15 protein-coding genes are annotated in these 19,495 nt (G+C 70.9%); 6 read left to right on the top strand and 9 right to left on the bottom strand.

Features of this window, described 5'->3' with window-relative positions:
• Positions 1 to 551 (bottom strand): GNAT family N-acetyltransferase, cg3035/Rv0428c family (locus D452_RS0116635; RefSeq protein ID WP_017545280.1); only part of this gene is annotated, 551 nt, incomplete at its 3' end.
• 105 nt (positions 552 to 656) lie between these two features.
• On the opposite strand from D452_RS0116635, the gene yaaA reads away from it, so the two are divergent.
• Entirely contained in the window at positions 657 to 1,451 is a 795-nt protein-coding gene (gene yaaA / locus D452_RS0116630) for a peroxide stress protein YaaA (RefSeq protein WP_017545279.1), read from the top strand.
• 327 nt (positions 1,452 to 1,778) lie between these two features.
• On the opposite strand, the gene D452_RS0116625 is transcribed toward yaaA, so the two are convergent.
• Positions 1,779 to 3,449, bottom strand: coding sequence for an RNA polymerase sigma factor (locus D452_RS0116625; RefSeq protein ID WP_193374245.1), 1,671 nt, complete (start codon positions 3,447 to 3,449; stop codon positions 1,779 to 1,781).
• A gap of 196 nt (positions 3,450 to 3,645) precedes the next feature.
• Positions 3,646 to 5,700, bottom strand: a complete 2,055-nt coding sequence (locus D452_RS0116620; RefSeq protein WP_017545277.1) for a SpoIIE family protein phosphatase — start codon at positions 5,698 to 5,700, stop codon at positions 3,646 to 3,648.
• A gap of 580 nt (positions 5,701 to 6,280) precedes the next feature.
• Between D452_RS0116620 and D452_RS0116615 the strand changes: the two genes are divergently transcribed.
• Both D452_RS0116615 and D452_RS0116610 read left to right on the top strand, forming a co-directional pair.
• The gene (locus D452_RS0116615; RefSeq protein WP_017545276.1) at positions 6,281 to 6,565 is read left to right on the top strand and encodes a three-helix bundle dimerization domain-containing protein; all 285 of its coding nucleotides are present in this window, start codon (positions 6,281 to 6,283) and stop codon (positions 6,563 to 6,565) included.
• 220 nt (positions 6,566 to 6,785) lie between these two features.
• On the top strand, positions 6,786 to 8,399 hold the full coding sequence (locus tag D452_RS0116610) for a hypothetical protein (protein ID WP_017545275.1): 1,614 nt from the start codon (positions 6,786 to 6,788) through the stop codon (positions 8,397 to 8,399).
• Between the two features lie 186 nt (positions 8,400 to 8,585).
• Here the strand turns inward: D452_RS0116610 and D452_RS0116605 are convergent, their stop codons facing one another.
• The 4 genes from D452_RS0116605 to D452_RS0116590 all read right to left on the bottom strand — a co-directional run bounded on the left by D452_RS0116605 (position 8,586) and on the right by D452_RS0116590 (position 13,630).
• Positions 8,586 to 9,383 carry a tyrosine-protein phosphatase gene (locus tag D452_RS0116605; protein WP_026129394.1) on the bottom strand — a complete coding sequence of 266 codons (798 nt, stop codon included), beginning with the start codon at positions 9,381 to 9,383 and terminating at the stop codon, positions 8,586 to 8,588.
• A 41-nt stretch (positions 9,384 to 9,424) separates the two neighbouring features.
• Positions 9,425 to 10,156 (bottom strand): nucleotidyltransferase family protein, encoded by a 732-nt coding sequence (locus tag D452_RS0116600; protein ID WP_017545273.1) that lies wholly within the window; start codon positions 10,154 to 10,156, stop codon positions 9,425 to 9,427.
• 35 nt (positions 10,157 to 10,191) lie between these two features.
• Positions 10,192 to 12,711 (bottom strand): AAA family ATPase, encoded by a 2,520-nt coding sequence (locus D452_RS0116595; protein WP_026129393.1) that lies wholly within the window; start codon positions 12,709 to 12,711, stop codon positions 10,192 to 10,194.
• A 202-nt stretch (positions 12,712 to 12,913) separates the two neighbouring features.
• Complete coding sequence (locus tag D452_RS0116590; protein WP_017545272.1) at positions 12,914 to 13,630, bottom strand: ribonuclease HII; 717 nt, start codon at positions 13,628 to 13,630, stop codon at positions 12,914 to 12,916.
• Positions 13,631 to 13,838: 208 nt separating this feature from the next.
• Between D452_RS0116590 and D452_RS0116585 the strand changes: the two genes are divergently transcribed.
• The 3 genes from D452_RS0116585 to D452_RS0116575 all read left to right on the top strand — a co-directional run bounded on the left by D452_RS0116585 (position 13,839) and on the right by D452_RS0116575 (position 15,570).
• Positions 13,839 to 14,465, top strand: coding sequence for a DoxX family protein (locus D452_RS0116585; protein WP_017545271.1), 627 nt, complete (start codon positions 13,839 to 13,841; stop codon positions 14,463 to 14,465).
• A gap of 74 nt (positions 14,466 to 14,539) precedes the next feature.
• On the top strand, positions 14,540 to 15,196 hold the full coding sequence (locus tag D452_RS0116580) for a hypothetical protein (RefSeq protein WP_017545270.1): 657 nt from the start codon (positions 14,540 to 14,542) through the stop codon (positions 15,194 to 15,196).
• Between the two features lie 167 nt (positions 15,197 to 15,363).
• Positions 15,364 to 15,570 (top strand): hypothetical protein, encoded by a 207-nt coding sequence (locus tag D452_RS0116575; protein WP_017545269.1) that lies wholly within the window; start codon positions 15,364 to 15,366, stop codon positions 15,568 to 15,570.
• Positions 15,571 to 15,659: 89 nt separating this feature from the next.
• On the opposite strand, the gene D452_RS0116570 is transcribed toward D452_RS0116575, so the two are convergent.
• The gene (locus D452_RS0116570) at positions 15,660 to 17,129 is read right to left on the bottom strand and encodes an SPFH domain-containing protein (protein ID WP_017545268.1); all 1,470 of its coding nucleotides are present in this window, start codon (positions 17,127 to 17,129) and stop codon (positions 15,660 to 15,662) included.
• Positions 17,130 to 18,926: an SPFH domain-containing protein gene (locus D452_RS0116565; RefSeq protein ID WP_017545267.1), complete on the bottom strand. Its 1,797-nt coding sequence runs from the start codon at positions 18,924 to 18,926 to the stop codon at positions 17,130 to 17,132. It abuts the gene before it with no gap.
• Positions 18,927 to 19,495 lie beyond the last annotated feature (569 nt).

Here is a 19,495-nt window from a genome sequence, read left to right as displayed (position 1 = left end):
TCGCCCAGGATCCCCCCCGCCACACCGCGCCCGCGGGCCGCACGGGCGGTGACCATCGCGCAGACCGCCACCGACTCCCCGTCCAGCACCGCGCAGCCCCGGCCCTCCCCGTCCTCGTGGACCCCGTAGGCCGTGGTCACCTGGTCGAGGATGCGCAGGACACCGTCGGCCCAGTCCGGGGACACACCCGTCTCGGCGAAGAGTTCCGTCCAGCGCGGCGTCGGCGCGTCCGAGACCAGGGTCCGCCCCGGGGCGTCCGGCCGCTCGGGAAGCTCCCTGGCCAGCACCAGGGTGGGCTCCACCAGCTCGTACCCGTGTTCGGCAAGGCGGGTGTCCACCGCCTCCTCCCCCGGCCACACCTGCACGCAGGGGCGGAGCCCATGGGCGCGGTAGAACCGGGTGACCTCCGCGACATCGGCCCCGGGGTCCTCCACCACGGCGCAGTTGGCCCGCTTGGTGAACCCGTCCGCCAGGCCCAACCTCCAGCCCGCGCGCGACTCAGTCCGGAAGGCGGGCCAGTCCCTGGACACCCGTTCCGCCCACGTGTGCATGTTCGTCCCCTCACTGTCCCGGCTGTCGGAAGCCGCACATCCTATCCGGCCGTTCACGCCCTAACATGGGCACGGTCCCCGCCCCACCCGTGACCTGGAGAGTCCATGTTCATCCTGCTCCCGCCCTCCGAGGGCAAGGCCACCTCCGGCGAGGGCCCCCCGCTGGAGGTGGGGTCACTGACCCTGCCGGAGCTGACCGAGACCCGGGAGCGGGTCGTCGACGCGCTGGCCGTACTCTGCTCTGGCCCCGAGGACGCCGCACGCGAGGTCCTGGGCCTGTCGGTGTCCCAGACCGACGCCCTCAAGCGCAACCTGGACCTGACCACGGCTCCCACGCTGCGCGCCGCCGACCTCTACACGGGTGTGCTCTACGACCGCTTGGGGCTCCCGGAACTGCTCGGCGAGCACGGTGCCGCCGCGCGCGAGCGCGTCCTGGTGTTCTCGGGCCTGTGGGGCGTGGTGGGCCCCGCCGACCAGCTGCCGCCCTACCGCCTGTCCATGGGAGTGAAGCTGCCGCCGCTGGGCGCCCTGGGGACGTACTGGCGCGGGGCCATGAGCGGGCCGCTCGGAGAGCTCACGGAGGGACGCCTGCTCGTGGACTGCCGGTCAGCGGCCTACGCGGCGGCGTTCAGGCCCACGGGCGCCGCCGCCGAACGGACCGTCGCGGTGCGGGTGCTGCGCGAACGCGAGGTCGACGGCGTGACCAAGCGGTCCGTGGTCAGTCACATGGCCAAGGCCACCCGGGGGGACATCGCCCGGGTACTGGTCAGCGAGAACGTCCAGGCCGACAGTCCGGAGGAACTGGTGGCGGCGCTGCGCGACCTCGGGCACACCGTGGAGCTTCCGCCCGCGTCGAAACCGGGCACCTCGCGCACGATGGACGTCGTCGTCCGCGACTGATCCCCCGAGCGGCCCGGGGCGGGGGCGAAACCGTCGACCTCGGGCTTCTTCGCAGGTCAAACGGGACGAACCATCAGGAAGGCCGGATCACGGCACTTTTATGCCGCACCTACAGCACGTGGGGCAGCATGGTGGCCATCGGATGGAGATCGGACTCCGTGCGGGGACAGTGAGTGCCTGATGACATGCGAGGGACACGCGGGCGTCGCCACACCCGTGGGCATGCAGGGGGCATGAACGCCAGGCGCGCCCTCCCGGTTCATCTCGGGAGGGCGCGCCTGTTCTGCTTCTCAGCCTGAAGCGTGGGTCTTCACCCGGACCGGCTGACTAGTCCAGGTAGTCGCGGAGCACCTGGGAGCGCGACGGGTGACGGAGCTTCGACATCGTCTTGCTCTCGATCTGCCGGATGCGCTCACGGGTGACCCCGTAGACCTTGCCGATCTCGTCTAAAGTCTTCGGCTGACCGTCGGTGAGACCGAAGCGCATGGAGACGACGCCGGCCTCGCGCTCGGACAGGGTGTCGAGCACCGAGTGCAGCTGCTCCTGGAGCAGGGTGAAGCTGACCGCCTCGCCCGGCTGGATCGCCTCGGAGTCCTCGATGAGGTCACCGAACTCGCTGTCGCCGTCCTCGCCCAGCGGAGTGTGCAGGGAGATCGGCTCGCGGCCGTACTTCTGCACCTCGACGACCTTCTCCGGGGTCATGTCGAGTTCCTTGGCCAGCTCCTCCGGGGTGGGCTCGCGACCCAGGTCCTGGAGCATCTGGCGCTGGACGCGGGCCAGCTTGTTGATGACCTCGACCATGTGCACCGGAATACGGATGGTGCGGGCCTGGTCGGCCATCGCGCGGGTGATCGCCTGGCGGATCCACCACGTGGCGTACGTGGAGAACTTGAAGCCCTTGGTGTAGTCGAACTTCTCCACCGCGCGGATCAGACCGAGGTTGCCCTCCTGGATCAGGTCCAGGAACAGCATGCCGCGGCCGGTGTAGCGCTTGGCCAGGGAGACGACCAGACGGAGGTTGGCCTCCAGCAGGTGCTTCTTGGCGCGGCCGCCGTCCTCGGAGATCCACTCGAGCTCGTCACGGAGCTCGAAGGTGAGGACGTCGTTCTCCTCGGAGAGCTTCTCCTCCGCGAACAGACCGGCCTCGATACGCTTGGCGAGCTCGACCTCCTGCTCCGCGTTGAGGAGCGGGACCTTACCGATCTGCTTCAGGTAGTCCTTGACCGGGTCCGCGGTGGCACCGGCGGCGACCACCTGAGCGGCGGGGGCGTCGTCGTCATCGTCGTACAGGACGAAGGAGTCGTCGTCCTTGCTCGGCTTGACGGGCGCGCCGACGGTCTCGGGCTTGGCGGGCTTGGTCTCCTTCTCCGGCTCGGCCGTGTCCTCGACCAGCTCCAGCTCAGCGCCGGTGTGTTCGAGGTCGTCGTCCAGGCCCTCCTCGGCGAAGTCACCGGAGCCCGAGGCGAGTTCGAGGTCCTTCTTCGTGGACTTCTTGGTCGCCGTCGCCTTCTTGGCGGGGGCGGCCTTGGCGGCGGGCTTCTTGGCCGTGGCCTTCTTGGGGGCGGCCGCCTTCTTCGCGGTCGCCGCCTTCTTGGCCGGGGCCTTCTTCGCGGTGGAGCCCTCGGAGGAGTCGACGACGGCGGTGACCGTCTCCGGCTGGTCCTGAGCGGCCGCCGCACGGGCGGGCTTGGCGGCCCGGCTCGTGGTGGTGGTCGAGCGGGTGGTGGTGGTGCTGGACCGAGGAGCCGCCGACTTGCGCCGCGTGGTCTTGCGCCGCGAGGAGGCCGACTCGGGAACGAGTACGGTCACGCCCTCCTTGGCGAGGCTGCGGAGCACGGACTGCGCCTGCGACATCGGGATTTCGGCCTCTTCGAAGGCACGGCGCACGTCCTCGGGCTCAAGAAAGCCCTGGGACCGCCCACGCTCGATCAGCTGCTGAATGACGGGCTCTTGCAGTGACTCGGACTGCTTCGAGCGAGTCGAACTGGCAGATGACACAAACACCTCTCGAACGGACGTGTGGCGAGAATTGATCGGACCCGGTGGTCCGGATTGGCCGGGACCGGGCACTGCACCCTCTCCCACCTGCGGCCTGGGATCGTCCCCACTGGGCGGGGAAGCCGTGGTCACCTCCGCTTCGCGGGGCGCGGCGGCTTCTTCACTGTAGGCAAGGCAATGGACTTGTTCGTACGGTCTACCGCTCCGACGCGGAATCGATCACCGGAAGCTGAACGGCGAGCAGAGTGACGTCATCGTCCTGCTCATACCCATCGAGCATTCTCTCAACAAGGTACTCCAGCATCTGCTGTGGATCGCCCACCACCTCGGGACGCGCCCTCGACGCGACCCTGACGAGCTCGTCCAGACCGGCGTCGACGGATCGTCTGCGGTTCTCAACCAGTCCATCGGAGTAGAGGGCGACAGTGTTACCGGGTTGCACGAAGAATTTGTGATGCCCCCTCGGAGAGCTGACTCCGAGCGGTGTGTCGGGCTCGGTGTCGAGCAGTGAGGGCCCGGCGTTCCCGGCGACCACGAGCGGCGGGAGGTGCCCCGCGTTGCTGAGGTCGAGCTGTCCGGTGACCGGGTCCAGGACGAAGTAGACCAGGGTTGTTACCTGATCCATTCCCTCTGTGGCCGTGAACATGCGGTCCAGCCCGGTCAACACGTCGGCCGGTTCGGGCATGGAGAAGGCCAGGGCGCGCAGCGCGTTGCGGATCCGGCTCATTCCCGCGGCGGCCTGGATGCCCTTGCCCATGACGTCACCGAGGACCCCGGCGACCCGCCCGTCGGACAGGGGGAAGGCGTCGTACCAGTCGCCGCCCACCTGCACGTGCTGTGAGCCCGAACGGTAGTAGGCGGCCAGCCGCACGCCCGCCACCACGGGAAGCTCCTCGGGCAGGAGGCTGCGCTGGAGCTCCTCGGCGGTGCCGTGTTCGCGTTCGTAGACGATGGCCCGGCCGATGGCCAGGGCGCACTGTCCCGCGAGCGCCTCCAGGAAGACGCGTTCCTCGTCGGTGACGTCGCGCTGGGCCCTGAACGAGAAGCGCAGCGCGCCGATGGGGCGGCCCGCGGCCATCATGGGCAGCGCCACCCAGGCGCGCTCCGAGGTACGTTCCAGCAGTTCGTCGACCTCGGGGGCGTGATCCATGAGCTCGCGCAGATCGGCGGGGCTGGCCGCCAGTCGCGGCGCCCGGGAGGCCACGGCGCGGGCCGCGACGTCCGGGTAGTCCAGGGAGAAGCCGCGTTCGGGCAGGCCCAGGCAGCCGTCCGCGGAGAGCACCCGCAGGCGCAGCCGGTCCCGGTCGAACAGGGCGACGGAGGTGTGGTCGGCGCCCACGCCGGAGCGGCCGATCTCGGACATGGCCTGGACGACCTCGTCAGCGGTGAGCGCCTCGGCCAGGTCCGAAGTGGCCTTCTGGAGGCGGGCGGTGCGCATGGCCGCCTCGCTGAGCTGCTGGTTGAGGCGCTGGCGGAGTTCGTCGGCCTCGCGCTCGTTGGTGATGTCCACCAGGGTGCCGACCCACTCGGCGGTCGCGGCGCCGTCCATGATCGGGTTGGCCCGCGCCCTGTAGTGGACGTGCCCGCCCGCGCGGGTGCGCACGCGGAACATGGCGTCGAAGGGGGTGACGTCCAGGACGGCGTCGTCCCAGGCGCGTTCGACACCGGGGCGGTCGTCGGGGTGCACGGCGTCCAGCCAGCCCCGGCCGAGGTAGGCGTCCAGGTCCTGGCCGGTGATGGCCCGCCACTGGGGGCAGTCCTCGCGGACGTCGCCGCCCGCCCCGGCCGACCAGATGATCTGGTTGCCCGCCTGGAGCAGGGCACGCAGGCGCTCCTCCTCGCGGTGGGAGGCGTCCTCGTGGTCCCGGGCGGCGATGAGGGCGATGTGGCGAGCGCCGTCGGAGGGGTCGTTGACCGGGAACCAGGTGAGGTCCCATGTCTGGCCGGAGGCGGTCCGGTGGCGGCCGCGCACGGAGCGTCCGGTGTCGCGGACCTTGGCGACGGAGGTGCTGTGGGCGGAGGCCCCGTCGGGGTCACCGGCCTGTTCCCCGGCTTCGGCGGGGGTGCGTCCCAGGCAGCGGTCGGGAGTACTGCCGAGGACGGAGGCCATGCGGGCGTTGATCGACACGAAGACGTCGTCGGGGCCCAGGAGCGCGAAACCGATGGGGGCGTCGGTGAGGAGGGACTTCACCGCGTCCGGCAGTTCCGCCGCGCTGATCCTGGGTGGGGGAATGGACGTCTCGGCGCTCAACTGCTCGACACCTCCGGAACCGTCGGATTCCCCAGCCGGGTTTCGATGGGGGGCTTTCTGGACCGCGTGGTCCCCTGTGCACCGTGCCCGCCACCCGTTCACGGTGGCGCTCTGGCGCTGGGTGCGCGGCGCCGATTCCGGTCGGGGGGCTCCGCGGCTCCCAGGAGTCACGCTCCATGACTCCTCTCGGCCGCTGTCACGGCTCAAGCATAAGACACACCCGCTGACTCGCAACGGCCGCCGGTGCGGGGGACCCGCCGTGGACACGGAAGGTAAATGTTAGGCCACGGTGTCGCTTCGGCACAGTCGACCGGGGGGTTTGCGGGCGTGGTTTCCCATAATTCACGATGCCTCACGAGGGGACCGGGTTTGCGCCGAACCCTTCGAAACGAGAACGTTATATGTCTGAAAGGTCCATTTCTCCGTGATGACCTGCGGCGACAGAGCCATCCGGGTAAACGGGACCTCCCCCAGGTTTTATCAACAGTGTGCCGCGACGAGGGTTGACTGTCCGCCCAGAACAAGTGAAATAGGTGGAGGTCACCGTCCAGACCATCATCAGCTAGGGGTGTGAGCGAGAATGCTCCAGACCTTCCCGGTCCAGGATCTCAGACAGATCTCGGCACGGCTCCACGACGAGTTCAGCGGGCTGTCCCCCCGCTGTGTGGAGCGCTGTGTCAGCGATACCTGGCACTGCGTCGAACACCTGGGCATCACGGTCACACCACACCTCGTCGAGCGTGTCGCCCGTGAGCACCTGGAGGCCATGGTGAACTCGGTGCCGCCCTCCACGGTCCGCAAGACCGTCCGCCGCACGGGGACCACCCTGCTCACCGGCCACCGCGCGGTACACGAGCCGCGCTGAACCCGGTGGCACGACAGCCGGGCACGGACCCCCACGGGAACCGCGCCCGGCTGTCGCGCCGCCCGGCACCGGACGGTCACGGGTCAGTGACCGACTCCTCGCGGACCCGTTGTCCACAAGCGGGAGCGGACCCGCTTCCCGCTGGCATACGCTTCAGTTCGTGCCATCCCCTTCGCCCACACCCACAGGCCCCGACGTCCCCGCCGCCGCCTTCGAGGAGATGCTGCGCGCGGCCAGAGCCCTGCTCGCCATGCGGCACCCGCTCGACGCGGAACTGGCCTTCAGTGCGCTCCTGGGCTCCTGGTGGGGTGAACGACTGCCCGGGGTCGACGTGGAGCGGCTGCTCGGCGAGGGGCTGATCACGCACGCCACCGCCTCCGGAAAACCGGCCGGTCTCGGCGTTCTGGCCGCGGTCACGGCGCTCGGCACCTCCCCCTCACAACGGGAACTGGCCGAACAGGGGATGATCGCCCTGCGCGAGCGGGGGCTCCAGGCCCCGGCCTGGGCCGCCCAGCTGGGCGCGGTCTCCCCCGTGGCCGCGTACGTCAACGGCGACCGGTTCGGCGACACCGACGACGTCGTGTGCGTGTTCAGCAGGGACGCCCCCGGCAGCGACGGAGCGATGCCGCCCGAACACGCGCTCATCCTCGTCCTGGACCACAACAGCGGCGGTCTGCTGCGCGACGCCTGGGTCACCACCAAGGTGGAGCAGCTGTTGGAGCAGTGTCGCGAGCGCGCCGAGAACGACGACCTCGCCCGGTTCGAGCGGTTGGAACTGAGCGAGGCGCGGTCCCTGCTCTCCCGCGCGCTGGAACGCACCGAACGGGTGGTGACGGGGGCCGCCGCCGACCCCTCCACCGGACCGACCGTGGAACCGGTGGGGATCTCCTCCGCCGACCTCGCCGGGGGTTCGCTGGCCTCGCACTTCGCGCTCGCCGCCTCCCGGGTGCAGCGGCTCCCCCTCCCACCCGAGGGGGTGGCGGCCTCGCCGGTCCCCGTGTGGCGGCGCGACCGGCGCGCGGTGCTGGCCGCGCGCTTCCTCGCCTCGGACCAGGCGGCCGAACTCTCGGACTCCTACGCGGCGAGCCGGTGCGTGGACCACATCATCGCGCACGGCTGCGACGTCGACTCGGGCCGACCGCTGCGGGTGAGCCCCCGCAAGGTGGAGTCGTTCCTGCTGCACTGGCTACCCGGCCGGGTGGTGCTCCTGCCCGAGGAGCAGGAGGCCATGCCGCACGTCCTCGCCGCCTGGGTGCGCTGGGCGGGTGCCCGCTCCCAGCTTCCGGAGGTGGCCGTGGGCGCCACGCTGGACGCGGTGTGGGAGACCATCTCGGCCTTCGCCTCGACCTACCGCGACCCGGCCCGCCCTCTGGGCCTGCGCCAGGAGGCGGTCCGGCGGCTGCTCCCGGACGGCGACTTCGCGTCCCTGGCCCGGCGCATGTTCGCGTTCCCCCTGCTGGCCAGCGAGATCGTCACCGGCGCTCCGGAGGAGGAGTTCGCCCCGGACACCTCCCGGGGCCGACGGGCCCTGCTGAGGCTGGACCACTACGGCGAGTACGAGGCCGCCACCCCGCACAGCGGCCGTCACCACTCCACCGGGCAGGACCGCTGGTACCGCCCGGTCACCGGCCTGGACCCCGAGCGGGAGCGCGAGCTGGACCGCCACGAACGCCTCGCCAAGAGGCTCTGGGACGGCCGCCCCGCCAACCTGTGGGCGGCGGCCCGCCGGATGCTCGACCNCCAGGCCCGCCCGACGGTACTGGCGGCCCTCTCCGAGGAACTGTCGAGCGCCACCAGCGAGAGCGACCTCCGCCGAAGACTGGACGCGCTGTAGCACCCAGCGGTCCCGCGGGGCCGCTCGCAGGCAGGGACGTCCCGATCCGCCCGGCAGGACCGCCCGTCTCCCTCCCGAGCGCTCCCGGTCAGCAGCGACGGGTACTCGGCCGTTCGGACACCGGCCGCGAGCCCCTGCTCTCCGTTCGGCGAGACGAGCCGCGTCCCGCGCGAAGCCCTCAGAGGGTCAGTCGAGCATCCGGTCCCTGAGGGCCTCCACGGTCCCGGCGGAGAGCCTGAGACCGTCGGCCACGTAGGCGTCGAAGGAGCCGTACAGCTCGTCGATGTGCGCGAAGGCGGTGTCCAGGTAGGCGGCCCGGACGCGGGTCATGGGCTCCACGTCCTCCCACGGGAGCTGGCTGTCCTTGGACAGCTGGCGCATCCAGTGGTCGGTGTTGGCCTGGCGTTCGTTGCTGACCAGGAAGTCCTCGGTGACCGCCGCGCGGTCGACACCGAGGAGGGTGAGCAGCAGCGCCGCACCCCAGCCGGTGCGGTCCTTGCCCGCACTGCAGTGGAAGACCAGCGCGGTCGGCCCCTTGGCGGCGCGTTCCACCAGGTCACGGTAGCCGTCGAGGGCCTCGGTGTCGGAGACCAGGGCGCGGTACACCTCGAGCATGAACCGCTCGGCCGCTCCGTCCCCGAACATGGCCCTGGCCCGTTCGGGGTCGGCGAGCAGCTCGACGAAGTTGGCGCCCGCCGCCTCGGCGTCCTGGACGCCCACGGCGGCGTACTCGGCGCCCTCGGGGACCACGTCGGGGAGGCGGTCGCGCTCGTGGTGGGTTCGCAGGTCGATCAGCTGGCGGATGCCGAACCCCTGGTACGCGGGCAGGTCGTGTTCGGCGATGGTGTGCAGGGCGTCGGAACGGTAGAGGAGACCGCCGCGCAGGGTACGGCCGTCCTTCGTGCGGTGGCCGCCGAGGTCACGGAAGTTGGGGGCACTGGAGAGGAGGAATCCGTCATTCGTCACGACGCAGACGATACCCACCGCTCCGGTGCCCGTCACCACTCGGTTCCGGGGTGGGTCAGTCAGTCCGTGGACCGCATCGCCTCGATCTCGGCGCCCGCCTCCTTGACGTCCTTGGCGGTGTCCACCCCGCGCCAGAAGCCCTCGATCCGGAACGCGGTCAGCTTCCCCTCCTTGGCCAGGTCGGGGAAGGTCGAGGACTCGTGGTCGCCCTTGACCGGCAGCAGCGGGGTCACGCCCGGCTCGAACAGGTAGACGCCCGCGTTGATCCACACCGGCAGGAGCGGGCTCTGTGTGAAGCCCTCGATGCGGTCGTCGCCGTCGACGTCGACGATGCCCCAGGTGGTGCGGAACTGAGCCAGGGCCAGGGTGCCCAGGCCGCCCCTGGCCCGGTGGCGCCTGGTGAACTCGTTTAGCGGAAACCAGGTGAGCACGTCGCCGTTGAGGGCGAAGTAGGGGGCTCCGGGGTCGCGGAGCCCGGTGGCGGCGTAGCGCAGGGCACCGCCCCGGCCCAGCGGCTCGCCCTCCACCAGCAGGGCGATCTCGGGGCCGCCCCTCCGGTTCTCCAGGTGTTCGCGCAGGACCTCGGCCTTGTAGCCGCAGGAGACGACGACCTGCTCGACCCCGTGCGAGGCCAGCCACTCCAGCTGGTAGTCGATGATGGGCCGTCCGGCCACCTCCACCATCGCCTTGGGGCGGGTGTCGGTGTAGGGCCGCAGCCGGGTGGCCTGTCCTCCAGCGAGGATCAGCGCCTGCCTGACGGGGGACTCGGAGGATGTGGGTGCAGCGGTCATGTACTGGACAGTAGCAGGAGGGGGGTCGCGAATCCCTAGCTCTGCTGGGTCGCGTCGGAGTAGGCCCTGCGCACGTCCTCGCTGGTGACCACGGTCAGCTCGGCGGCGGTGGCCGACTCCCCCACTTCCTGGGAGACCCGCAGGTCACGGTGGGAGCAGGCGCGTTCGTACAGCGAACGCGCGAAGCGCCCGTTACCCAGTTCGTCGATCCACCCGGTCCCGCACACGTGCGTGAAGATGCTGTGCAGGTCCTCACGCGCCGTGTCGTCGAAGGCGTCTCCGGTACGCGCCGCCACCGTGTCCGCGATCTCGGACAGCTCGTCCGGACTGTACGACGGGAACCGGACGCGCACGTTGAACCGGGAGGACAACCCGGCGTTGGAGGCCAGGAACCGCTCCATCTCGTCGGTGTAGCCCGCCAGGACCACCGCGAGCCGGTCGCGGTCGTCCTCGGCCCGCTTGAGCAGGGTCTGGATGGCCTCGGCCCCGAAGGCGTCGCCGCCGCTGTAACCGGGGTTGACCAGGGAGTAGGCCTCGTCGATGAACAGCACCCCGCCCAGGGCCCGGTCCACCAGGCGGTTGGTCTTGACGGCGGTCGCGCCCAGGTGCTCGCCGACCAGGTCCGCGCGCTGGGCCTCCACCACCTCGGAGCGGCCCAGCATGCCCAGGGCGGAGAAGACCCGGCCGAGCACGCGCGCGACCGTGGTCTTGCCCGTGCCCGGGGGCCCGGTGAAGACGAAGTGCCGCATCGGCGGCTGGTGCGGCAGCCCCTGCTCCTCGCGCAGACGCGCCACGCGCAGCTGCGCGACCAGGGACCGCACCTGTTCCTTGACCGGTTCCAGGCCGATCATCCCGTCGAGTTCGGCCATCGCCTCCTCCAGGCCGGGGGACTCCCCGAAGCCCGGAAGGCGCGAGGTGAGCTCGGAGTAGGCCGACTCGACGTCCACCGCGTGCACGGTGACCAGTGCGTCCGCGGTGGGGCGCAGGGTCGGCTCGTCCCCGTTGGTCCCCGAGGTGACCACGCGGACGTCGCGGGCCTGGGAGGCCTTCTCCACGACGGAGCGCGCGAAGCGGCCGTTGCCGAGTTCGTCGACGGCCTCGCGCTGCACGGTCTGGTCGAACCGCCGCCGCAGCGTCCGGGCGGCCTCGGGGTCCAGGAGGTCGCCGCGCTGGGCCACGAGGGCCTCGGCGATGCGGAACAGTTCGGCGGCGGAGTAGCTGGGGAAGCTGATGCGGGTGGCGAACCTGGATGCCAGGCCGGGGTTGGTGGCCAGGAAGGCGTCCATCTCCTTCTCGTACCCGGCGAGGATGACGACCAGCTGGTCGCGGTCGTCCTCGGCGCGCTTGAGCAGGGTCTGGACGGCCTCGTTGCCGAACCGGTCGGCCTGGCCGTCGCCCTCGTTGACCAGCGAGTAGGCCTCGTCGACGAACAGCACCCCGCCCAGGGCGCTGTCGATGAGCTCGTTGGTCTTGATGGCGGTGGCACCGAGGTACTCACCCACGAGGTCGGCGCGCTGGGCCTCCACCACCCGGGAGCTGGGCAGGAGGCCGAAGGAGTGGAAGATCGTGGCGAGGGTGCGGGCGACGCTGGTCTTGCCGGTGCCGGGCGGCCCGGAGAAGACCAGGTGGCGCAGGGGGCGTTCCACGGAGAGCCCGGCGTCGGCGCGCAGCCGGGCGGCCTCGATGGAGGCGGCGATCCCCCGGACCTGCTGTTTGACCGGGTCGAGGCCGATCATGTCCTCCAGTTCGGCCAGGGCCACGTCCACGGGGACGGGTTCCTCCTCGCCGCCGGCACCGTGGTCGGCGGCGGCGCCCCGGTGCGGTGCGTCCGAGCCCCGACCGCGCAGCCCCTGGGCGGTCCGGCCGTCGGACCCGCCCGAGGCACCGTTCCAGTCCGATCTCCCGGAGGAGTTCCCCCGGGGCGCCTGGGCGTCACGTGGGCCCGGCCCGGATCTCGAGGTGCTGTTGCGGCGCTTCTCGTCGTTCTCCCGGCTCTCCTTGGCCACCTGTCCTGAGGCGACCAGCCGCCACAGGAGGCAGGCCCCGGCCGCGGCGTAGAGCGCGGCGATCCCCGCACCGGCCGGGAAGGGTTCGACGATCATGCCGAACAGCGCCACGGAGAACCCGGCGACCAGCCCGGCGGTGAGCGAGAGCAGGGCGGTGTGCCAGGCGGGGAACTCGCGGGCGCGGCCCGCCGCGAGGACCACCAGGAGGGGCAGCGGCAGGACGAGCAGGGTGACGGGTTCGCCCCTGAGCGGGATCTGGAAGAGCGGCACGGCGATGGCCAGCCAGACCACCGAGACCACCACCGTGAGGAAGGCGTCGAGGGAACGCATCAGGGCGGAGAACGCCACCAGCGCCAGCAGGGTGCCGAACAGGACGTTGAGTACGGGCAGGCTCAGAACGAAGGCCGCGACCGCGACCACGGTGAGCACGACCAGGGCCGCCACCAGGCGCCGTCCGAGGGGCACCCGGTGGTAGACGGCGCGCATGCGGTCCAGTCCCGAGACGCGGTTCGGCTGCGCGGCGGCGGTGGAGCGCGTCTCGCGCGTCATCCGTAGCCCCTTCCTGCGTGGGGGTCGCGTGGGCGGCCCGGGGGCGGGCCGGGTCGGAGGGGCCGACACCCGCGATCCGGTCATGAGCCGGGTCGTCTTCCTCTGGGCCGTGCTCGGCGGGCACGGCCCAGGAACAGCCTTGCCCCAAGTGGGGCCGGATGTCCAGTGCGGGGCGCCGTGTCGCGGGCCGCCCCGGCAAGGATCAGAGCAGCGGGATCTGGCCTCCGGGGGCGGCGCGGACCCGGCGCAGGTGGCTCCATCGGGGCAGGTCGTCGAGGTAGGACCAGCTCATGCGGTGCTGCGGGGTGGGTCCGTGCTCGGCCAGGTTCGCCCGGTGCACGGGCGAGGGATAGCCCGCCGCCCTCTCGAACCCGTAGCCGGGATGTTCCTCGGCGAGCTCGGCCATGAGGGCGTCGCGCCGCACCTTGGCCAGGATGGCGGCTGCGGCCACGATCACGCAGGTGAGGTCGCCCTTGACCTGGGTGCGCACGCGCCAGGGCCGACCGATGAAGTCGTGGCGGCCGTCCAGGATCACCGCGTCGGGACGGGGTTCCAGTGCCTCCAGGGCGCGGCGGGCGGCCCGGTGCAGGGCCTCGGTCATGCCGACCTCGTCGATCTCGGTCGCCTCGGACCACCCGAAGGCGTGGTCGGCGACCCAGGGTTCGATCTGGGCGGCGAGCTCGCGGCGCCGTTTGGGGGTCAGGCGTTTGGAGTCGGTGAGTCCGGCCGGGGGCTCGCCCTCTCCGGGGACGGCGGCGCAGACCAGGAGGGGCCCGGCCCAGGCGCCTCGGCCCACCTCGTCCACACCGGCCACCACCCGCGCGCCCGAGGCACGGAGTTCGTCCTCGACCTCGAAGGTGGGAGCGGGGATCGGTTCGCTCTCGGGGGGGCTGTTCTTCTGGGGAGTCGTCGTCGGCACGCCACAACCCTAGAGCGGGTGGGTGACCTTCCGGGCCGGTTCGGCCGAGGAACGGGACAGGCGCGGGGAGAACCACCGGGCGGCAGGGGACGGCCAATCCGGTGGGTTTTGTGCGACTCACCGAGAGTCACACCCAGTCATGAGCCGTGACTTTCGGTAGTTTCCGCTTGTTGGAAACGCCGTGCCGGGCCGCCCGGGAGGAATGGACATGCAGCAGACCAGGCCGAGAACACGGCCCGTACCCCCACCGCGCCTCCCGGCCCGCCCCACCCCGAAGCGGCGGACCGCTCCACCGTTCCTGCGCGGCCGCCTCTACGACGTCATCGCGGCCGGCACCCGCGTGGGTGTGGGCTGGGTGTTCGCTGAGTACGGCCTGGCCCTGCGCGGCCGGGAGGACGTGATCGCCGAACGCCTCTCCGGAGCCGGGACACCCGCCGCCGCGTTGGTCGCCCCCGTACTCCCCGCGGTGCTCGTCGCCCTCTCGGTGGCCTTCGCCGTGGGTCTGCTCACATGGCTCACCGGCCCGCTCCTGGCCCTGGCAGCCGTCGCCGGGACGCTCGCCGCGACGGCCGCTGCCCCCTCCCCGTTCGGCTCCTGGGGAGCGACGGCGCTGGTCACGGCGGTGTGCGTACTCATGGCGGTCGGCGGAGGACGGTGGTCGTGGGACCACCTGGTCCTCTCACCCCGCTCCCGGGGGTCCCACCAGGTCCGACGCCGAACCCCGTCCCTGGCGCGGGGGAAAGCTCCCGCCTTTTCACCCCGTCGCCCCGAACACGCCCCGCCTCTGCTCTATCCTGTGGAACAGGCCGCACCGCGTAGGCCGAATCGACTGTGACGCGGCCCGTTCGAGCCCCTCGGCCGCCCATCGGGCCCGCGTCGCCGTGACCCGGATTCGATGGAAGGATCGCCATGTCCGCCTCAGCTTCGGGCCCGACCCCTGACGGGTCCGTGGCCAAGCTGATCGAGATCGCCGAGAAGCCGACGCTGGGCCAGCGACTGATCAGCTGGGCCTCCCGTCCGCCCGGCCGCCTCTACATCCCCGCGTGCGCGGTGATCGGACTCGTCCTGCTCTTCGAGGACAGCATGCCCGCCGGGCACCTGCCCACCTTCGTCGTCGGACTCGGCGGCGGCCTCCTCCTGGCCGGGATGGGGGCGCTCCGTCTGGGGATCGCACTGGCGGTCGCCCGACCGATGATCCGCCACTACTGGCTGCGCTGGATCTCCGCCCCGCTCATCGCGTTCGTGGCGCTGAGTCTGGCCGTCGCCGACGTGCCCCTCCAGACCCGTGTGCAGGCCTCCTCCGAACAGCTCCTCGAACTGCGCGACGAGGTGGCCGACCCCACGACCATCCCCCGCAACGGGGAGTGGACCGGCCTGTACGCGCTGCGGAGCGTGTCGGTGGCCGACGACGTCACCCACTACGAGGTGGAGAAGGCCGGACTCCTCAAACCCGCGGGACTGGCGCACAGCACCGAGGAGATCCCTGTGGGGGTCTTCGTTCCCGGCCAGGGCTCGCGGATCTACGAACACGTCTCCGGTGACTGGTATGTCTGGGTGGACCACTAGGGGGCTGGCCGTCCGCCGGAACGGACGGTCCCCCGACCACCTCTTTACTCGGCGCTGTCCCGCTCCAACCTGACTCTCACCCTCGACGTGTAGACATGGGTCCGTCCCCCGGGAGACACCCTCACGGTTCTCCCCCACGGCAGTCTCGTTACCCGAGAAGAGGACCCATGCGCGAGTTCGCGCTCACCCTTCACCTGCGTCTGCACGACTCCCTCACCGCGCTGCGCCGCGCCCACGCCGTCGGCGACGACGACCTGGCCACCGCCCAGGCCGGAGAGGTCGAGGACCTGGTGGAGATCGCCGCACGGCACGGAATCGACATCGCCGGGTACGCGGGCCTGACCTCCCACCGGGCCCTGACCGCGGCGAGCTGAGCCCGCACTCCCCCAGTACACACGCGAGGGCCCCGCCANGGGGGGCCCCCTTCGCGTTCCGCCGTTCCGTGCCGTCGGCCAGGTCGGGGTCAGCGCCCCCGACGACCTCCCTGACCGCTTCCGTAGCCCTCACCGCGCTCGAACTGCTGACGCATGGCGGTGTCCTGCTGGCTCTGGTACTCCTCGGCCATCTGCTGCTGACGGGCGGCGGCAGCGGCCACCGAACCCTGCACGCCGTCGAGGGCGTCCTGCGCGGCCGAGGCGCCCAGCGAGCGGGAGGACCCGCCACCGTTGTTGAGCACCTGCGGCAGCAGCTGGGCCGTGATCAGCGTGGACAGCGCCGAGCCGTCACCGGATCCGCCCTCGGTCTGGACGACGACCGGCCTCGGGGCCCGCTCCGCCAGCGCCGCGCCGACATCCAGGCGGCGGCGGGCCAGCTCGTACTCCAGCACCGCCCGGTTGTCCCGGTAGGCGGTGGCCAGGCGGTGCTGCGCCTTGGCCTCGTTCTCGGCGGCGACCAGGTCGGCCCGGCCACGCGTCTCGATCTCGTACCGCACCCGCTGGGCCTCGGTCTCCTGCTCCTCCAGCATCTGCGCCACGTCCTTGCGCGCCTTGTTGAGGGAGGCGTTGACCTCGACGATCTTGGCGTCGCGGGTCTTCTTGGAGCGCTCGATGTCCATGAGCAGAGTGTCGATGCGACGCTTGCGGGTGAGCTCCCACTCCTGCTCGTAGGCCACCAGCTCCTTGGCGACCCGCTCCCGGGTCGCCAGGTGCTGCTGGTACTGGCTGGGAAGCTGCACGTCCGGAATGTTGCAGCCCGTGATGGTCACGCCGTACTTGTGCAGCTGCGTGTTGAGCAGGCTGCGCATGTCCTCGACGTTGGAACCGCGCAGGTCGTACGCGGACTCGGTGTTGACCATGCGGCTGCGCTGGCGGATGGCGTCCTGCACCGCGCTGGACAGCACCAGGTCGAAGTTGCTCGCACCGATCGAGGTGACGAACCGGTACGGCTCCTCGATCCGGAACTTCAGGAAGAACTCGATCGACTTCAGCGGCACGTTCTCCCGCGTGGGGCAGGCCAGCACGGGGGCCGTGTACGGGATCTCCGTGCGGGTGTCCACCACGAAGTCCACGCGCGACCACGGGTGCCACAGGTAGTGGCGGCCCGGGCCGATGCTCTTGGCGAAGGCGCCGTACTTGGTGAGGATTCCGGTGGTGCCCTCCTCGATCTCCACGATCGAACCGCGCCACCACCACAGGCCCGCCGCGAGCACGCTGAGCACGCCGACGAACAGGGTCGGCACGGCCAGAGCGCCGTAGGCGAAACCGGCCACGCCGCTGCCGAACGCGACGTTCAGCGACATCATCAGGGCGGAACTGATCGCGAACAGGCCGAACCAGACCAGAATGGTCCAGCGCAGGCCCCGGTTGTCGCGCGGTATGACCACGGGAACGATCGCGCCCTGGTCACCGCCGCGCAGCAGACCGGCGAGGTCGCCCCACGAGGCCAGGGACTCCTTGATGTTGGAGCCGCCGCCGGGGTTGAAGGACTCACTCATCTACTGACCTCCCGGGTACTGGCCCTCGGAACCGCCCTGCGACCACGGGGGCGGCGGCGGGTCCTGCGGGTTCTGGAACGGAGCGCCGGAGGGCGGCGGGGAGTCGGCCGGGGCCTGGCCGGCGGACGGCTCCGGTGCGGCTTCGGAGATGCGCTCGTCGAGGGAGTCGTCGCTCACCGACTGGCGGATCTCCTCCACCAGGTCCACGCCGGGGTCCTCCGCCGAGGGGCCGCGGCGCTCGTCCGCCTCGTCCTCCACGAGCGCGCTGATCTCCTGCTGGCGCTCGGAGATACGGGCGTTGATCGCGCCCAGACGCTCACGGATCGCGGCCATGTCCTCGTCGGAGAACAGGGCGGCGTCGGTCTGGCCGATGATCTCCTGCGCGATCCGCAGGTAGTCGACGCTGGCGCCGTCTCCCGAACCGATCCGCAGCACCTGCGGGAGGCTGTCGGCGACGGACTCCAGCTTGTCGAGGAGGTTCTCCCGGAACCGGTAGTTGAGGATCTCGGGGGCCTCGGCGGCGCTGACCGCGCGGATGTCCAGGGCCTGGGCCTGGAGGAGCGCGGCGTTCGCGTTGGCCTCGGACTCGGCCTCCACGAAGCGCTGCCGGGCGGTGGCGCGGGCCCGGTTGGTCTCGCGCTCCAGGGCGGTGTCCATCTGGGCCTGGTACTGGGCGATGTCGGCCTGGATCGCGGAGAGCGTCTCGTTGAGGGTGGCGAGCTCCTTGTTCAGGTCACCCTCGTTCTGCTCCTTGCGCAGCTGGAGCTCGTACTCGAAGGTGTACGCGTCCTTGGCCACACGCACCATCTCCGGCGCCGCCAGGTCCATCCGGTACTCCTGGCTGGAGGGCTCGGCGTGGGTGATGTTGGCACTGGTCAGGACGACGATGCCGCCGAACTGGCGGTTCAGGGAGTCCAGGAGCGCCTGGGTGCTCTCGCCGACCATGTCGTAGATCGCCGAGGCCTCCTGCTCGTAGATGAGGCTGCGGGTGGTCTCGCTGATGGCGTTGTTGAGCTTCTCCTGGAAGCCGGGCACACCACCCAGCGTGTAGACGAAGTCGGTGGCGTTCTCGATCTTGAACTGCACGAAGAGGTCGACCGAAGCCTGCACGCCGCTCTTGGTGGGGGCCGAGCGGATCGGGGCGTTGAACGGGTACTCGCGCGTGGTGTTGACGATGTAGGAGACGCGCTTCCAGGGGTTGAACAGGGTGACCCTGCCCGGCTGGTAGAGGTTCTCCATCTTCCCGAACCGCGTCACGATGGCCTGGCAGCCCTCCGGAACCATGACCATGCCCTGGCGCCACCACATGAAGGCGGTGACGGCGATGGTGATGATCCAGTAGTGGACGCCGAAGAAGGGGTTGAGCAGCGGGTTGGCGCCGCTGACCATCGCCGTGGCGGCGGAGGTCGAGAAACCGACGACACCGATGACGAGCAGGGCGATGGCCGGCAGCATCGTCACGAAGGTGCGCCCCCGGGGGATGACCATCGGGCAGATGACGTGGACGGGGCCGCTCCCGCCGCGCTCGTAGTAGCTGCGGTTGAGGGCCTCGCCCGCGTTGCTCAGCGAGGTGGTCTTCTGCTCGATCCGGGTGTCGACGGAGGCGCCCTGCTCCCGTGCCGCGACGAAGTCACGGGGATCGAGGCCGCCCTCCGTACTCTTCCCGGACCGCTGGCCGGAGTCCTGTCCGGTCATCTGGCCCGCGGCCTGTTGGACTGCGTCGGTCATGGCCTGGCGCGGGTCGCCCCCCTGGGCGACGGCGCCGGCCGCGCCGCGCACCGTTTGCGCGAACGACATAGGCATGCACTTCCTTGTGACGGAACGTCGGGAACTATCGGCTTCGACGTCGCGTACCGCGACCTGGTTCCAGGTCGGGGCGGTTTCGTTTCAGGACAAACCGGTAGTGGTCAGCTCCCAGCTTGGCACGGGGGCCAGCCGAAACCCATGGGTGTGTCCCGAGCGTGACGCGGAATCAGCCGCTCGGTGATCCGGGGCCGCCAATGCGTGCCGGATGGCGCGGCCCCGGGCGCGGGGCTAGGGTGGGTTTTCGGATGCTTCGCCGGTGGCGACTCCGCCGCCACCGATGCGGGCGGCCGCCTGCCCTACTGTGTTCCTGCTACGCAGGCTCCGTCTGTCTCGTGCGGCGGGGACCCGCCCCGGGGTTGGCTGTCCGAGCTTCATCTGCCGCGGCCAGAGGCAACCTGGTGGTAACGCGAGGCCACCGCGCCGCAGGCGTCCGTTGAGGGTGGTGGCGGGCGACGAAGAGGGGACACACCGCGCCGCAGGCGTCCGAAACCACACCCCACCCTCGTCAAGACCGCATCGCACCGAACGGGGAGTTCTCCATGCCCGCAGTACCCAGTGCC

Source organism: Nocardiopsis prasina DSM 43845, from assembly GCF_000341265.1.
GTDB classification, from domain to species: Bacteria; Actinomycetota; Actinomycetes; order Streptosporangiales; family Streptosporangiaceae; genus Nocardiopsis; species Nocardiopsis prasina.
Note: the sequence above shows the minus strand (reverse complement) of the source record. Positions and strands in the feature narration are given on the sequence as shown.

Coding starts and splice junctions, on each gene's coding strand:
- yaaA (WP_017545279.1), top strand. CDS start 657: ATGTTCATCCTGCTCCCGCCCTCCGAGGGCAAGGCCACCTCCGGCGAG.
- D452_RS0116615 (WP_017545276.1), top strand. CDS start 6,281: ATGCTCCAGACCTTCCCGGTCCAGGATCTCAGACAGATCTCGGCACGG.
- D452_RS0116600 (WP_017545273.1), bottom strand. CDS start 10,156: ATGACCGCTGCACCCACATCCTCCGAGTCCCCCGTCAGGCAGGCGCTG.
- D452_RS0116595 (WP_026129393.1), bottom strand. CDS start 12,711: ATGACGCGCGAGACGCGCTCCACCGCCGCCGCGCAGCCGAACCGCGTC.
- D452_RS0116585 (WP_017545271.1), top strand. CDS start 13,839: ATGCAGCAGACCAGGCCGAGAACACGGCCCGTACCCCCACCGCGCCTC.
- D452_RS0116580 (WP_017545270.1), top strand. CDS start 14,540: ATGTCCGCCTCAGCTTCGGGCCCGACCCCTGACGGGTCCGTGGCCAAG.
- D452_RS0116575 (WP_017545269.1), top strand. CDS start 15,364: ATGCGCGAGTTCGCGCTCACCCTTCACCTGCGTCTGCACGACTCCCTC.
- D452_RS0116570 (WP_017545268.1), bottom strand. CDS start 17,129: ATGAGTGAGTCCTTCAACCCCGGCGGCGGCTCCAACATCAAGGAGTCC.
- D452_RS0116565 (WP_017545267.1), bottom strand. CDS start 18,926: ATGTCGTTCGCGCAAACGGTGCGCGGCGCGGCCGGCGCCGTCGCCCAG.